At 73.5% G+C, this 14,388-nt stretch carries 15 protein-coding genes and 1 tRNA gene; 6 read left to right on the plus strand and 10 right to left on the minus strand.

The window, feature by feature from the left end; all coding sequences use genetic code 11:
* Positions 1 to 88: 88 nt before the first annotated feature.
* Together ACQ9ZG_RS08560 and ACQ9ZG_RS08565 are read left to right on the plus strand one after the other, a co-directional pair.
* Positions 89 to 1,792, plus strand: coding sequence for an alkaline phosphatase D family protein (locus ACQ9ZG_RS08560; protein ID WP_499280219.1), 1,704 nt, complete (start codon positions 89 to 91; stop codon positions 1,790 to 1,792).
* A 114-nt stretch (positions 1,793 to 1,906) separates the two neighbouring features.
* The gene (locus ACQ9ZG_RS08565; protein ID WP_028415407.1) at positions 1,907 to 2,353 is read left to right on the plus strand and encodes a DoxX family protein; all 447 of its coding nucleotides are present in this window, start codon (positions 1,907 to 1,909) and stop codon (positions 2,351 to 2,353) included.
* 209 nt (positions 2,354 to 2,562) lie between these two features.
* Here the strand turns inward: ACQ9ZG_RS08565 and ACQ9ZG_RS08570 are convergent, their stop codons facing one another.
* Positions 2,563 to 3,300, minus strand: coding sequence for a superoxide dismutase family protein (locus ACQ9ZG_RS08570; RefSeq protein ID WP_258312138.1), 738 nt, complete (start codon positions 3,298 to 3,300; stop codon positions 2,563 to 2,565).
* A gap of 211 nt (positions 3,301 to 3,511) precedes the next feature.
* Between ACQ9ZG_RS08570 and ACQ9ZG_RS08575 the strand changes: the two genes are divergently transcribed.
* Positions 3,512 to 4,309, plus strand: coding sequence for a DedA family protein (locus ACQ9ZG_RS08575; protein WP_084995914.1), 798 nt, complete (start codon positions 3,512 to 3,514; stop codon positions 4,307 to 4,309).
* Positions 4,310 to 4,368: 59 nt separating this feature from the next.
* On the opposite strand, the gene ACQ9ZG_RS08580 is transcribed toward ACQ9ZG_RS08575, so the two are convergent.
* The 6 genes from ACQ9ZG_RS08580 to ACQ9ZG_RS08605 form a co-directional block, all read right to left on the minus strand.
* Positions 4,369 to 4,653, minus strand: coding sequence for a DUF2277 domain-containing protein (locus tag ACQ9ZG_RS08580; RefSeq protein ID WP_109915233.1), 285 nt, complete (start codon positions 4,651 to 4,653; stop codon positions 4,369 to 4,371).
* Positions 4,654 to 4,699: 46 nt separating this feature from the next.
* On the minus strand, positions 4,700 to 5,140 hold the full coding sequence (locus tag ACQ9ZG_RS08585) for a DUF7144 family membrane protein (protein ID WP_018486913.1): 441 nt from the start codon (positions 5,138 to 5,140) through the stop codon (positions 4,700 to 4,702).
* Between the two features lie 142 nt (positions 5,141 to 5,282).
* Positions 5,283 to 5,501 carry a hypothetical protein gene (locus ACQ9ZG_RS08590; protein ID WP_018486914.1) on the minus strand — a complete coding sequence of 73 codons (219 nt, stop codon included), beginning with the start codon at positions 5,499 to 5,501 and terminating at the stop codon, positions 5,283 to 5,285.
* 123 nt (positions 5,502 to 5,624) lie between these two features.
* The gene (locus ACQ9ZG_RS08595) at positions 5,625 to 6,266 is read right to left on the minus strand and encodes a GNAT family N-acetyltransferase (RefSeq protein ID WP_109915236.1); all 642 of its coding nucleotides are present in this window, start codon (positions 6,264 to 6,266) and stop codon (positions 5,625 to 5,627) included.
* A 92-nt stretch (positions 6,267 to 6,358) separates the two neighbouring features.
* A complete protein-coding gene (locus ACQ9ZG_RS08600; protein WP_109915234.1) occupies positions 6,359 to 6,754 on the minus strand; it encodes a TraR/DksA family transcriptional regulator in 396 nt (131 codons plus the stop codon).
* Between the two features lie 130 nt (positions 6,755 to 6,884).
* Positions 6,885 to 6,956 (minus strand) — tRNA-Val (locus tag ACQ9ZG_RS08605).
* A gap of 354 nt (positions 6,957 to 7,310) precedes the next feature.
* On the opposite strand from ACQ9ZG_RS08605, the gene ACQ9ZG_RS08610 reads away from it, so the two are divergent.
* The 3 genes from ACQ9ZG_RS08610 (at position 7,311) to ACQ9ZG_RS08620 (ending at position 10,122) form a co-directional block, all read left to right on the plus strand.
* Positions 7,311 to 8,111, plus strand: coding sequence for a DUF4097 family beta strand repeat-containing protein (locus tag ACQ9ZG_RS08610; protein WP_109915235.1), 801 nt, complete (start codon positions 7,311 to 7,313; stop codon positions 8,109 to 8,111).
* A 72-nt stretch (positions 8,112 to 8,183) separates the two neighbouring features.
* Complete coding sequence (locus tag ACQ9ZG_RS08615) at positions 8,184 to 9,743, plus strand: hypothetical protein (protein ID WP_499280221.1); 1,560 nt, start codon at positions 8,184 to 8,186, stop codon at positions 9,741 to 9,743.
* 160 nt (positions 9,744 to 9,903) lie between these two features.
* Positions 9,904 to 10,122, plus strand: coding sequence for an FmdB family zinc ribbon protein (locus ACQ9ZG_RS08620; protein WP_026237319.1), 219 nt, complete (start codon positions 9,904 to 9,906; stop codon positions 10,120 to 10,122).
* Positions 10,123 to 10,172: 50 nt separating this feature from the next.
* Here ACQ9ZG_RS08620 and ACQ9ZG_RS08625 read toward each other — a convergent pair whose 3' ends face one another.
* The 3 genes from ACQ9ZG_RS08625 to ACQ9ZG_RS08635 form a co-directional block, all read right to left on the minus strand.
* Complete coding sequence (locus tag ACQ9ZG_RS08625) at positions 10,173 to 10,832, minus strand: O-methyltransferase (protein WP_109917354.1); 660 nt, start codon at positions 10,830 to 10,832, stop codon at positions 10,173 to 10,175.
* A 64-nt stretch (positions 10,833 to 10,896) separates the two neighbouring features.
* Positions 10,897 to 11,742: an HAD family hydrolase gene (locus ACQ9ZG_RS08630; protein ID WP_109917355.1), complete on the minus strand. Its 846-nt coding sequence runs from the start codon at positions 11,740 to 11,742 to the stop codon at positions 10,897 to 10,899.
* Entirely contained in the window at positions 11,739 to 14,381 is a 2,643-nt protein-coding gene (locus ACQ9ZG_RS08635; RefSeq protein ID WP_499280222.1) for a phosphoribosyltransferase, read from the minus strand. The genes ACQ9ZG_RS08630 and ACQ9ZG_RS08635 overlap by 4 nt, the downstream gene beginning before the upstream one ends.
* Positions 14,382 to 14,388 lie beyond the last annotated feature (7 nt).

Genomic DNA, 14,388 nt, shown 5'->3' on the forward strand with positions numbered 1-14,388 from the left:
ACGTGGCGCGCGGCACCCGTGCGCTCCTCCGCGCGGTTCTGTACGTTACGGAGCCCATCCGTGACGTACGGCGCGAGGAGGGCACGACATGGCCGGGCTGCTTCTGGGACCACTGCTGCGGTACGTCGACCACGAGTCCGGCTCCACCGCGACCGTCTGGGTCGAGGCGAGCCGTCCGTGCACCGTGGAGGTCCGGTGCGCGGACGGCGCCTCGGGCGCGTCCCCGACGTTCGCGGTGGCCGGGCACCACTACGCCCTGGTGGTCGTGGAGGGGCTGACGCCCGGCACGACGACGGCGTACGAGGTACGGATCGGGAGCCGGCGCGTCTGGCCGCCCGAGGACTCCCGCCTCCCGCCGAGCACGATCACCACCCCTGCGGCGGCGGGCCCGTCGGCCGGGAGCGGACCGGGCGAGGACGGGCCCGCTCCCGCCCTCCGTATCGCGTTCGGCTCCTGCCGCTGGGCCGCGGCGCCCGCCGACGGGCACGACCCGGCGGGCCCGGACGCGCTGGTCACCCTGGCCGCCCGGCTCGCCGCCGACCCGGCCGCCGAGCGCCCGGACGTCCTCCTCCTGCTGGGCGACCAGGTGTACGCGGACGAGACGTCCGGGGCGACGCGGCGCAGGCTGGCGGCCCGGCGCGATCTGCGCGAACCGCCGGGCGCGGAGGTGGCGGACTACGAGGAGTACACCTGCCTCTACGACGAGTCCTGGCGCGACCCCGAGGTCCGCTGGCTGCTCTCCACCGTGCCGAGCTGCATGATCTTCGACGATCACGACGTCATCGACGACTGGAACACCAGCGCCGCCTGGCAGGAGCAGATTCGCGCCACGCCCTGGTGGCACGAACGGATCGTCAGCGGGCTGATGTCGTACTGGGTCTACCAGCACCTGGGGAACCTCTCCCCCGCCGAACTGGCCACCGACCCCTTGTACGCCACGGTCCGGGCCGTCCCCGACGGCACGGAGGCGCTGCGTCGCCACGCCGCCGGGGCGGACGCGGATCCGGCCGGAACCCGCTGGAGCTACCAGCGTATTTTCGGCCGAGTACAACTGCTGATGGTGGACACCCGGGCGGCCCGCGTCCTGTCCGAGGGCCGGCGGGCGATGCTGGACGACCGCGAGGCGGCCTGGCTCCGCGACACGGTGCTCGCGGACCCCTCCGCGTACGACCACATCCTGATCGGCAGCTCGCTGCCGTGGCTGCTGCCGCCGCTCGCCCATGACGCGGAGAGCTGGAACGCGGCCCTGTGCGGAGGGTCGCGCGGCAGCCGGTGGGCACGTTTCGGCGAGAAGGTGCGCCGGGCGGCCGATCTCGAACACTGGGCCGCGTTCCCGGATTCCTTCGACCGGTTCACGGAGCTGCTCCGCCGGTCGGGGAGCGGCCCGGAGGCCCCGGCGACGGTATGTGTGCTGTCCGGGGACCTGCACCACGCCTACATCGCCGAGCCGCGCTGGCCCGACACCGCGTCCGGCGGCGCACCGGAGTCCCGCGTCCTCCAGCTGACGTGCTCACCCCTGCACAACTCGGTTCCCCGATCGCTCCGTTGGACATTCCGCTTCGGCTGGAGCGGGGTGGGCCGGACCATCGGCCGACTGCTGATCCGGCACGGCCGTACCCAGCGCCCGCCGGTGTCGTGGAGCAGGACGGGCGGCCCCTGGTTCGGCAACCAGTTGATGACGCTGACCCTGCATGGCCGGAACTCTGCGCTGACATTGGTCCAGGCCAAGTCGACCTTCAGGAACAACCTGCTGGTGAAGGTTCTTGAGCGTTCACTCACCAAGGAGTCGTAGTCACTTTTCAGCCACACGCCAGAATGTTGAAGTTGCAAGTACTGGTGAGGTTTCCCTAACCTGAGGCGCTCAGTCGGTTCATGTCCCCACCCAGACCGAAGGAGCCCACCCCCCATGTCCACTCGCCTGAACGGGGCCCAGCCCTATGCGCTCGGCCTCTTCCGCTTCGTCATCGGCCTGATCTTCGCGATCCATGGCGCCTCCAGCCTCTTCGGCCTCTTCGGCGGCCGTGAGCCGGAGGTCGGAGCCTGGCCGGGCTGGTACGCGGCCCTGATCCAGCTGGTCTGCGGCACCCTGGTCGCCCTCGGCCTCGGCACCCGCATCGCCGCCTTCCTGGCCTCCGGCTCGATGGCCTACGCCTACTTCGTCGTCCACCAGCCCGAGGCGCTCACCCCGGTGGGCAACGGCGGCGAGGCCTCGGCCCTCTTCTGCTGGGCGTTCCTGCTGCTGGTCTTCACCGGCCCGGGCGCGGGAGCCGTGGACCGGCTCCTCGGGGCACGCTCCGAGCGCGGCTCCGCCGAGGAGTCCCGCCGCGAGCCGGCCACGGCCGTCCCGGCCTGACCTCGCCTGACACCCGGCCCGGCCTTCCGGCACACCGGAACGCCTGAACACCCCCGCCGGAGCCGACCCGGCGGGGGTGTTCAGGTGACTGGTCCGCCCCTACGCAGGAGGCCCAGGGCTGAGCGCTCAGGGCCAAGAGCCAGTCCTCACAGCTCAGTGCCCACGGCTCACAGGTCAGTACTCACGGCTCACGGCTCACGGCTCACGGCTCACGACGAGAACGGCACGGTGAAGCAGGCGATCCGCTTGCCCGCCCCGCCCTGCACATCGTGGATGATCACCGACCGGGCGCCGCCGTCCCGGAACCCCCAGTCGTGCCGGGCCTCCGCCGCACCGGCGCCGTTCCGGTCGGTGCGGAAGTCGAGCCACACCTCGTTGACCGGATCCGCGGTGGCCGAGGCGCTGTGCTGGTAGTGCGGGCCCGCCGAGGCGGGATCGGCCGCACAGGGCGAGGTGTGCACATGCATCCCGTACGCCCGGTTCGGGAGGAGCCCCCTGAGCCGGGTGCCGACGCGGGCGGTGGTCCGGTCGGCGTACTGCGTGACCTCGATCCGCGCGGCGGCCGGGACCAGGCCGGTGTCGTACGTCAGGGCGTCGGACGGGACGAAGGAGCCGGGCGGGGAGAACACCCCGTCGGCCCGCATCCAGAACCCCCCGCTCCGCGAGGCTCCGCCGACCATGCCGACTTCGCTCGTCTGTCCGTCCGCGTCCGCCTTTCCGTCCGCGTCCGCCTTTCCGCCCGGGTTCGCCTGTCCGTCCGCGCTGCCACCGGCGCTCGCGGGGCCGTGGGCCGCGTGCCCTCCACCGCCGGGGCCGTCCGCCGCGCCATGGGCGATGGAGGCGCCACCACCGGCGAGCATCATGACGGCGGCCACCCCCACCAGGACCTTCCGCCGCCCGGTCCTCCTGCCCTCTCCTGCCACCGCGCGGTCCACTGATCCGGTCATGCGCTGCCCCTGCTCTCGTTCGTGCCGGTCGCCTTCGCCTCCCTAACGGCCCGTACCGCCCACGGGGCACGAGGGGTACGTGACCCGCACAACATCACCCCACCCTGAACGATCCACGAGGAACTCTCCGGCGTACGCTGTACAGCCGAACCTGCCGCCCATGCCGCTCCCCTGCGACGTCGCGGCGTTGACACGATCGGGGAGTCGACGGGTGCTAGAGAGTCTGGGTGCGCTGACCAGCAGTCCATGGATCTACGTCGTGGTCGCGGTCTCGGTCCTCCTGGACGTCTTCCTCCCCCTCCTGCCGAGCGGGGTCCTGGTCATCACGGCCGCCACCGCCGCCGCCGCGGGCTCCACCGGTGTCAACGGGTCCGGCAACGCGACCGGCGAGGTGCCCTCGCTCCTCGTCCTCATCCTCTGCGCGGCCACCGCATCGGTCCTCGGTGATCTGGTCGCGTACCGGCTGGCCTGGCGCGGGGGCGACCGGCTGGACCGGGCGATCGCCCGGTCACGCCGCCTCACCAGGGCGCAGGAACGTCTCGGCGCGGCACTGAGCAGGGGCGGTGGCGCACTCGTGGTCATCGCCCGGTTCGCCCCCGCCGGCCGCTCGGTGGTCTCCCTGGGGGCGGGCGCCGCCCGTCGCCGGGTGCGGGACTTCCTGCCCTGGTCGGCCCTGGCGGGCCTGGCCTGGGCGGGGTACAGCGTGGGGCTCGGCTACTTCGGGGGCCGGTGGCTGGGCTCGACCTGGTTCGGGACGGCCGTCTCGGTGCTGGCCCTGTTCATGGCGGGCGCACTGGCGGCATTCGTCGTGAAGCGCCGCCCGGCGGCGGTGCGGGCCGCTGCGGCGGCGGCCTCGCCGGAAGCGCTCCAGGATTCCGACGCCGTGCCGTCCCCGCCCGCCGATTCCCGGGCGGCGGAGGCCCCCGGCCCGGTGCGGGGCGCGGTTCCCGGCCAGCCGAACGGACCGACCCCGGTCGCCTCACCCGCACCGGCACCGGTCTCGCCCTGAGGGCCTGAGGCATCCCGGTCCCGGTCGACGCTTGTCCGCCGCCCGGGACCGGGCGATGCTCATCCGCCGGAGGCACCCCGCGCGGCGGTCGCGGCGGCGGCAGGGGCATCCACAGGGGCGGCGTGGCCCCGGGCGGAGCCCCGTATCTCCAGCCCGTCGAGCAGCTTCATCGTGGCTGCGGTGATCTCGTCGACGGCCCGGTCGAACACCTCCCGGTTGTGCGCGGCGGGCGCCCGGAAACCGGACACCTTGCGCACGTACTGAAGGGCTGCGGCCCGCATGTCCTCCTCGGTGGCCTCTTCGGGGAGGGCGGGCGGTCGAAGGGTCTTGATGCTGCGGCACATGGTTCCAGTGTGGACCTCACCACTGACAACGGCCCGGTGCCGGCCGTCAGACCGCCGGTTCCGAGCGGTCGGTGCAGAGCGCCCAGATGATGAAGACGTCGATGGCGATGGTGACGATGGCCCAGATCGGCGTGTACGGGAGCCACATGAAGTTGGCGATCAGGTTCAGCGAGACGAGGGCGATGCCCACGGCCCGGGCCCAGGTCGCGCCCTTGAGGATGCCCCAGCCGACGAAGATCAGGACGACACCGAGGACGAGGTGGATCCAGCCCCACGCGGTGACGTTGAACTTGAAGACGTAGTCGTTGACCGCCGCGTACACGTCGTTGGTGGCGATCCCGGCGACACCCTTGATCACCCCGAGCACACCGTCGACGAGAAGCAGGAAACCGGCGAACAGCGTTCCGCCGCCGGCCCACGCGTTGCCGACGCCGTCGTCCGTGACGGGGCGCGAGGACCCGGGTGTAGGTGCGGTGGGCTGGGACATGGGACCTCCTAGGCCGGGACAGGCGCGGAGCGCCTGCTGTCCTGACCTGCGCCGATGCGGCACGCAGATCAGTTTCGACGTTCCTCCCGGCCCTTCTTGCCAGCCACCTGGACGCACCCGTTCGGGTGACACCTGACGGGGGTCATCCCCAGGTGTCGAGGTCCCCGCCCCGCCATTCGATCAGCCCCGGCCGGTCCAGCTCGACGGCCTGGTCGGGCCCCGGCGCGAACCCGGCGGCCCGCAGCAACGCGGCCACCTCGCCCCGCCCGTGCGCCACGCCTACGATCTGCCCGTGCACGGTGACCCGCCGCGCTCCGGACGCGGAGGGCGGGTGGACGATCACGGGCGGATGCGCGGCCATGCCTACACGGTGCCCCGGCGGCTTCGGGACCGCATCCCGGAACGAACGCACGCCCACGCGCCCGGCTCCCCCACTGCCCCACGCTCCACCGTCCGGCGCCCCCTCGCCCTACGGCACGAGGCCCTACGGCACGAGCAGCAACGCCTCGGAGCCCACCGGCCGGAACCCGGCGGCCTGGAACGCCCTGATACTGCGCGCGTTGCCCGCCGCCTGCTGCGACCAGAGCGGCTCCCCCTCGGGCACCAGATGCCGGGCAGCGGTGGCCAGGGCCCGCCCGAGCCCCCGGTGCCGTGCGCCCTCCTCCAGCTCGACGGCGACCTCCCAGCGCCCCGCCACCCCACGCCCGAGAACCAGCACCCCACCGTCGACCGCCCACATCCGGACCCCGTCCCGCCGCCGACGCGCGCTCACGACCCGGGGGTGGACCGGATCGGTGATCTCCCGCAGCTCCAGCGGAGGATCACCGGGAAGAGCGGAGGCAACGGTGAGCAGGTCGATCGTGTCGGTGGTCCGGCCGGTCCGTTTCAGGAGCGCGTTCAGGAAGCGCGGATGCATGGTGGCGGCCAGCGCGTCGCAGTCCAGGGAGGCGAGGGTCGTACGGACCCACGCGGGATCCTCATCGGTGAACACCACCGAGTGCGCGGTGAAGGCGATCACCCCCCAGTCCCGCCCGCTCGGCGCCTCCACCACGGTGGTACGCCCGTCCGGCACCGGAAACCGCCCAGCCGCGGCCCCGTCCAGAATCTCCGCAAGGCTCTCTCCCATCAGCAACCACCCTCTCCCGTACCGCTCCACCGCTCCGAGTGCCGCGCCCATCATGAAATACGGCTACCGGCCGCGCCCACCATGAAGTGCGACTACCGGCCGGGTCGCACCCCACCGGCACAGCGCACACACGTCGTAGCAGCCGGCCGCACCTCCAGCCGCGCCGTCGGAATCGGCTCCCCGCACCGCTCGCACCGCCCGTACTCACCGGCCTCCAGCCGTTCCACGGCGAGATCCAGCGCGGCCAGGTGCTCGCGCGCCTGCGTCAACAGGGAGGCGACATGGGCCCGCTCGAAGGCGGTGCTCGCCCCCTCGGGGTCATGCTCGTCGTCAACTGCCACCAACGCGTTCGCCTCGACGATGGCCTCGAAATCCCGGCTCAGAGCGTCCATACGCTCCCGGGTGGCGCCGCGTTCGGCCAGCAGCCGCTGCCGTACGTCCGCAGGCTCGGGCGGAAGGTACGGTTCGCCACCGGTCTCCTGGTCCACCCCCTCACAACACCGGCTCGGAAGCGCCCATTCCACGAGCTTCCCCGGGCTCTCTCCCCCGGACCGGCGGGCGGCAGCGCACGACGAAGGCCCCGACCATGACGGTCGGGGCCTTCGTACGTCGCACCGGTGGGCGCGGACGGTTTCGAACCGCCGACATCTGCTTTGTAAGAGCAGCGCTCTACCCCTGAGCTACGCACCCGTGGAGGAGACAACAGCGTACATGGACAGGGCCCCTGGTCATAAACAGATAGGGCGGCCCGGACCGCCGGTGCGGACCCTGACGAGACCGGGCGACCGAGCGGGACCAGCGGACCCGAGCTGGACCAGCGGACCCGGGCGAAACCGGAGGCCCGAACGAAAACCGGGGGAGCCGACCCAGACCGGCCGGAACGAGCGGGACCGGGGGATAACCCCACCCCGGAGACGGTGGCGGTCCGGATGCCGTCGCAGGGGTGCCGGTACATACGGTTGGCAGTACGCACCGGCGGTGACGACCGGTGGCACCGCGCAGCCGTCATTCCTGGCAGCCGTCATTCCTGGGGGACCGATCACCGTGGACATCCGTATCAGCGCACCGATCCGCAAGCAGCGCGGGGTTCCCGGCCGTGCGGTCGCCGTGGGGGTCGGGGTCGCGCTCGTGGCGCTGGCTCTGGCCGGGTGCGGGAGCGCCGATGCCGATGACGCGCCCGTGGAGCGCAAGACGTTCGCGCTGAAAGGGAAGACGCTGACCATCGACGCCGCGGACTCGACGGTGACCCTGGTGCCGGCCGATGTCCGCGAGGTCGAGGTGGAGCGGCAGGTCGGCGGGTGGGTGGTGCTGGGCAGTGGGCCCGATCCCGACTGGAAGATGGAGAACGACACCCTCACGCTCCGGGTGAAGTGCGACGCCATGATCAGCAACTGTGCCGCGCGCCACGAGGTGAAGGTGCCCCGCGGAGTGACCGTGGTGGCCGACGCGGGCAACGGCCGGGTCACCGCTGACGGGTTCGACACCCCGCTGCGGCTCTCCGCCGACAACGGCGACATCGTCGTACGGGACTCCGGCGGGCCGCTCGACCTCAAGAGCGACAACGGGTCCGTCCTCGCCGAACGGATAGGCACCAGGTCCGTGCTCGCCCGCGCGGACAACGGGGAGATCCGGCTCGGGTTCAGCGGCGTCCCCGATCTCGTGGACACGGTCAGCGACAACGGGAGCATCGTCATCGATCTGCCGCAGGGCGGAGAGAAGTACGCGGTGACCGCCGGCGCCGACAACGGCGAGGTCAGTGTCGACGTACCGCGCAGCGAGAGCAGCGCCCATGTGGTGAAGGCCCGCAGCGACAACGGGGAAGTGAAGGTGCGAACCGCGAACTAACGGGCCCGTGTGTTCGTCTTTACCTGGTGGGAGAATGTACCGGGCAGGGGCGGAACAGCACGGGAGAGGGATGTGACGGCGACACACACGCGGCCAGAGGCAGGAGCGGGTGGGAGTTCCGCCGTCGGGAGTGATCCGGGTGCCAGGAACGAGGGCGCCCCGGGTCGGTGGTCGGCCCCGGCCGCCCAGGAGCAGGGATCAGTCCCGGCCAGGCAGGGCCACAGGGCAGCCCCGGCCGGGCAAGGACACCCATCGGCGACGGACGAGCACCGGGCGGCCCCCGGCGGGCGGGCTCACCGTGCGGCGGGGCGAGGGATGCGGGACGCTCTGGCCCTCGTGCTGCTGCCCGTGCCACTCCTCGTCGCGGCGCTGCCCGCCGCCTTCGCCGGAGGCGGCACGCGCCGGTGGTTCGGCGGGCGCGGGGAGAGCCAGCGCGCCGAGGCCCAGGCAGCACGGGACGCGGCCGCCGAGGCCTTCTACGAGCTGGACACCGCCCAGCGTGATCTGAAGATCTCCATCGAGACGATCAACGCCGTGGACAACTCCCCGCGCGGCCGCAAGGCGGCGGAGGACTTCGCGGCGCTGGGGCGGCGGATCGACGAGGTCAGCCATGCCTACATCACCGCCGTAGACAGCCATGATCTGGACCGGGACGACCTGGAGCCCTCCGTCGCCTCCCGCGCCCGCACCGAGCTGACCCGGGCCAAGGACGATCTCGTCCGGGTCAAGGGCGAGCTGGACCGGTTCGGGCAGGGGCTCGGGCCACTGCTGGGCAGTGCGGAGACCCAGCTCGCCCGGCTCGCCCCGGCCGTGGAGCGGGCCCGGCAGGCGCTGCTCGGCGCGAGCAACGCGCTCGATGCGGTACGGGCTGCGGGGCTGCGCGCCGATGAGCTGGCGGCCCGGCTCGCGGCCCTCGCCCCGGAGCTGACCAAGCTCAACCAGGGCGCGGGGAAGCACGGCGTCGCCGAGACGCTCCAGCGGGCCGATGTGGTCCTGCGCGACGCGGAGGCCCTGCGGGCGGAGGCTGAGCGGCTGCCGGAGCGGGCCGCCGAGATCGACCGGCGACTGGTGTCGCTGCGGACCCGCGCCCAGGCCCTGACCACGCGGGCGGGCTCGGTGGAGCCGGTCCTCAGCGAGTTGCGGCGGCGGTTCTCGGCCGCCTGCTGGCAGGACCTCCAGCCGGTGCCGGAGCAGGCCGCCGTCAACGTACGGCAGGCCGAGGAGAAGCTCGCGGAGGCGGCGAAGGCGCGTGAGGAGCAGCGCTGGGCGGATGCCACCTCCCGGCTCTCCACGGTCCGGGCCCTGCTCAACGCGGTCGACGAGGCGGTCTCCGCCGCCGGGGACCGGCTCCAGCGGCTGGACGCCGTGGCGAAGGACCCGCAGCAGGAGATCGAGCGGACCCGGTTCGCCGTCCGGGACGCCCAGCGCCTCGCCATGGCCGGCCGCCACACCCCCGACCCCCGGCACGCCCGCCCGCTGGACGACTCCGTGGCCCGCCTGGACCGGGCCATCGCCGGTCTGGAGGGCCGTCACCCCGATTACTGGCACTTCCTGACCGAGACCGAGGCCGTCCGGCAGACCGCCGCCCGCGTCGTCTCCGACATCCGCGAGGAGCGCGGGGGCGGAGGCTGAGCCTGCGCCGACGTGAGCCGTCGGTGCGAGCGGGATCCGACACCGGCGGGGCCGACGTCCGGCCTCCCGGTCGGCGGGGCGTGACCTCCCGGTCGGGGGGTGCATGACCGTCCGGTCGGGGGGCGTAGCCGTCCGGCGGGGATGGCTCTAGCCTGTGGCCATGCCTCGCTATGAATTCCGCTGCCGTACCTGCGGCGACACGTTCGAACTCAGCCGGCCCATGGCCCAGTCCTCGGACCCGGCCTCCTGCCCGGCCGGGCACGACGACACCGTCAAGCTGCTCTCCGCCGTGGCCGTGGGGGGCGCCGCCGGGTCCGCCCCCGCGCCCTCCAACGGAGGCGGGGGCGGGGGCTGTTGCGGCGGCGGCTGCTGCGGCTGAGCCGCGACGGCTGACGGCGGCGGCCCGACAGCGGAGAGCAGGACCCCGCGCTACTTCTTGCGGGCCAGTGTCAAGCCGTCCGCGACCGTGAGCAGCACGGTGTCCATTCGGGCGTCGGCGGCCGCATGGTCGTTGAACTCCTTGATCGCCGCCGCCGATCCGGTCGCCTCGGGGTCGGTGACACCGCCGTGGAAGAGCACGTTGTCCACGGCGATGAGCCCGCCCTGCCGCATCCGGGGCACCAGCTCCTCCCAGTACGCGATGTAGCCGCCCTTGTCCGCGTCCAGGTAGGCGAAGTCGATGTGCGGTTCGGGCTCCATCGCGCGCAGGGTGTCCAGGGCCGGGGCGATGCGCAGGTCGATCCGGTCCGCGACGTCCGCCTTCGCCCAGGCCTCGCGCCCGTACGCCGTCCACTCCTCCGAGATGTCGCAGGCGATCAGCGTGCCGTCGGCGGGCAGCGCGCGGGCCATCGCCAGGGCGCTGAAGCCGGTGAACGTGCCGACCTCCACCACGTGCCGGGCGCCCACCAGGCGGACCAGGAAGGCGAGGAGCGGGGCCTGTTCCTCGGCCGAGACCATGCCCGCGTGGTCGGGGAAGCGGGCGTAGGTGGTCTCCACCAGCTCCCGCTGGACCGGGTCGAGCGGCGGGTTGTGGGCCAGCATGTAGGCGTACAGCTCGTCCGTGATCTTGGTTTCGTTGCCCTTGGTCATGCCCCCAGCCTCGCCCAACCCGCGCCCCGGCGCAGCCGAACCGGCCGCCGGACCGGGCCGGGCCTCACCCGGTCGACGCGGCCAGGAAGCGGCGCAGGATCTCCTCCCCCGCCGCACCGCCCCGCTCCTCCAGCGCCACCACGTGCGGGGCTCGCCAGTCGTGTTCGGCCAGTTCGCCGTGGCCGGGGCGCCAGCCGAGGTCGGCGGCGAGCAGCAGGTCCGCGTCGAGGAGGGAGTCCCCGGCGGCGAGGGTGCGGGTGGCGCCGGTGCGGCGGGCGACCTCGTCCATGGCGGCGCTCTTGGTGAGCGGCACGGGGACCGCGTAGATCTTCCGGCCCTGGAGGGAGACCGTCCAGCCGCGTTCCGCCGCCCACACCGCCAGCTCCTTCACCCACTCCTCGGGCAGCAGGGAGCGCTCGACGACCAGGTAGGCGAAGAGGTTCTCGGCCACCCGTTCCTTGAGGAGCCAGGCCGGGTCGGCGGTGGCGGCGAGGTGGGCGCGGATCTCGGTGAGGGGGGCGCACTCGTCCGCGATGCGCGCCTCCACCTGCTGCTGCCAGTCGCGGTCGGAGACGCCGTCGACCAGGATGTGGCCGCCGTTGGCGCAGATCGCGTACCGGGGTGCGGGGCCCGGGAGGTGGATGCGGTGGTACTGCTCGCGGGTGCGGGTGGTGGTGGGGACGAAGACCGTGGCACCCGCCAGCTCGGTGAGGAGGCGGGCGGCCGTCTCCGTCATGTACGAGAGGGGCTTGTGGCCGTACACCTCGACGCAGAGCAGCCGGGGGGCCTCGGCGTCGGGCATCCTCAGGTCGAGCGCGGCCGTCGAGTAGATCAGCGTACGGTCGAGGTCGCTCGCCACCAGGGTGGCCGACGGGACGGGCGATGACGCGGCGGGTGAAGTCGTGCTCATGCGCCCTGGACCGCCTTGCCGTCCGCCCCGGTCGCGCCGCGCGTGTAGCGGGGGTGGATCAGACCGACACAGCTGTACGGGAGGTCGTCGACCTCCTCGACCGGGACGCCGCGCTGCTCGGCCAGCAGCCGGATGTGCTGGAGGTCCGCGCCCGCCCCGCGCCTGGCCAGGATCTTCCAGGGGACCCGGCGCAGCAGGACCCGGGTGGTCTCGCCCACGCCCGGCTTGACCAGGTTGACGTCGTGGATGCCGTACTCCTCGCTGATCCGCTCGACGGCGGCCCAGCCCTCCCAGGTCGGGGCCCGGTCGGCGGCCGACAGCTCCTTGGCGGCGGCGTCCACCTCGTCCGCCACCTCGTCGAAGCGCGCGGACACCGCCGCCAGGAAGTCGCCCGAGACGTCGGCCTCCGCGAGCTCCCGGTAGAACTTCGCGCCGTGGAAGTCGTCCGGCCCGACCAGGTCGGCGCGGAGCACCGTACGGGAGATGAGGCCGGAGACCGTGGAGTTGAGGCAGGCCGAGGGGATCAGGAAGTCCTCGCGGGTGCCGTACGTACGGACGCAGCCGCCCGGGTCGGCGAGCACCGCGATCTCCGGGTCGAAGCCGGAGATCCCGCTGGACTCCTCGAACGCGCTGATCGCCGCCGCCAGTTCGCGGGTGATCGCGCCCTTCCCCGTCCAGCCGTCGACGAACACCACGTCGGCCGGGTCGTGGTGGGCGGCGAGCCAGCGCAGCGCGGTGGCGTCGATGCCCCGGCCCCGGACGATGGAGACCGCGTAGTGCGGGAGGTCGAGGCCGTGCCGGAGGCGGGCCCAGTGGCGCATCAGCACGCCGACCGGCGTACCGGCGCGGGCGAGCGAGACGAGGACCGGGCGCGGGCCGCGCTCGGCGAGGACCGTCTCGGTGACGGTGCCCACCGCACGGGCGATGCGCGCGGCCGAGGCGTCCAGGGCGGCGGTGAACAGGGCCTGGTACGCGGCGCTCGGCTGGTACTCCACGGGCAGCGACTCCGCGTAGTGCGCGCCGCCGCTCTGGATGGCCTCCTCGCGCTCCTCGGTGGGCGCCTCCAGCCGGGTGTCCGAGAGGTCCTGGAGCAGCCAGCCGACGTCCTCGGGCGCGTAACTGGAGAAGGCGGGTCCGCGGAGGGGCTCGGGCAGCACGGAGGGCTCCTGGTGGGGGGCGGGAGTGGGGCGGGGGGTGTACGAGGGGACCACCGCGAGGAGGACGTGGCCGGTGTGGGCCGCCAGGCGGGCCAGCAGGCCGTCGGGGGCGTGCAGTTCGGGGGTGTCGGCGGCGGAGTCGACGACGGCGACCACCGCGTCGAAGCCCGCGCCCGCCACGTTGTACGCGTACCGGTCGCCGGGGCCGTCCGCCGGGGCGTCGTGGGCCGGGAAGACGAGGCGCGTGCGTATCGCGTAGCCGGGGTCGTCGACGGCGAGGACCGGGGAGCGGGTGGTGGTGGAGTAGCGGACGTCGGTGTCCGCGCCCAGCGTCTCCTCCAGGGCGGTGCCCAGGCGCAGCGGCGCGTACATCAGCTCCTCGAACCCGAGGACGAGGATCCGGCGCGGCTCCGGCCCCAGCGCGGCCGCGATCCGCTCCGCCATGCCCGGGAGCGCCTCTTCGAGCGCCGCCCGGTAGGCCGGGGTGAAGCCGTGCCGGCCGCCGTCCGGGACGCCCGCGGGCCAGCCGAGGTCGACCCGGGTGAGGGGGGCGGGTGCTTCGGGGGCCCTTCCGGAGTCGCCCGCGGGTCCACCGGCGATGCGGCCTTCGGGGGTCTCCCCGGAGTCACCCGCGGCTCTCCCGACGCCTGTGGACGGGTCCGCGCCAGCGTCCGCACCGGCTCCTCCGGCCCGCGCCCGCGTCTGGGCCCGTCCGGCCCGTCCGGCCCGCGCGGCCTGTTCCGCCTGCCCGGGCGGGGACGCCTGTTCCGCCTCCCGTTCCGCGACCAGCGCCTGGCCGCGTTCCAGTACGCCGTCCGGCAGCGACACCGTTCCGGCGGCGCGGGTCACCAGGTCGACTCGGGCGCCGATCTCGGTGGCGAACGCGGTCAGCCGGTCGCGGTCCGCGGGTGAGCGCATGTCGACCAGCGCGACGATCACGTACCGCTCGCGCGGGTGCGACTCGTGCAGCGCGCGGATGGTGTTCAGCACGGTGTTGCCGGTGGAGAACTCGTCGTCGACCAGCACCAGAGTGGACGCCTCCGCTCCGCCCGCCAGCAGCTCCGGGTCCTCCGGCAGCAGCAGATGCGAGGTGGCGTGCGAATGGGCCTCCTCGAAGCCGCCCGCCGGGGCCACGCCCGCGACCGGGCGCCGGGTGGAGTGGAGGTACGGGGCGTCCCGCAGGCCGTCCGCGACGGCGTGGCCGAGGCCGGTGGCCGTCTCCGCGTACCCGAGGACCACCGCGCGGCGGGCCTCCTCGGCGCCGAGGAGCGCCCGGACCCGCTCACCGAGCCCGTACCCCGCCCCGTACACGACAGCAGGCTTCTGGGGCACGTGCTTGCCCAGCACGTTGGAGACGAGCAGATGGGCCCGCTTGGGGTTGCGCCGCAGGGCGAGGCCCAGCAGTTCCCGCAGCTCCCCGTCGCCCTCCAGGGCCACGCCCAGCCGCTCGGCCACCCAGTCGCCCGACCACACCACGTCCACGGTCTCT

This window comes from Streptomyces araujoniae (assembly GCF_050871195.1).
GTDB classification, from domain to species: Bacteria; Actinomycetota; Actinomycetes; order Streptomycetales; family Streptomycetaceae; genus Streptomyces; species Streptomyces bacillaris.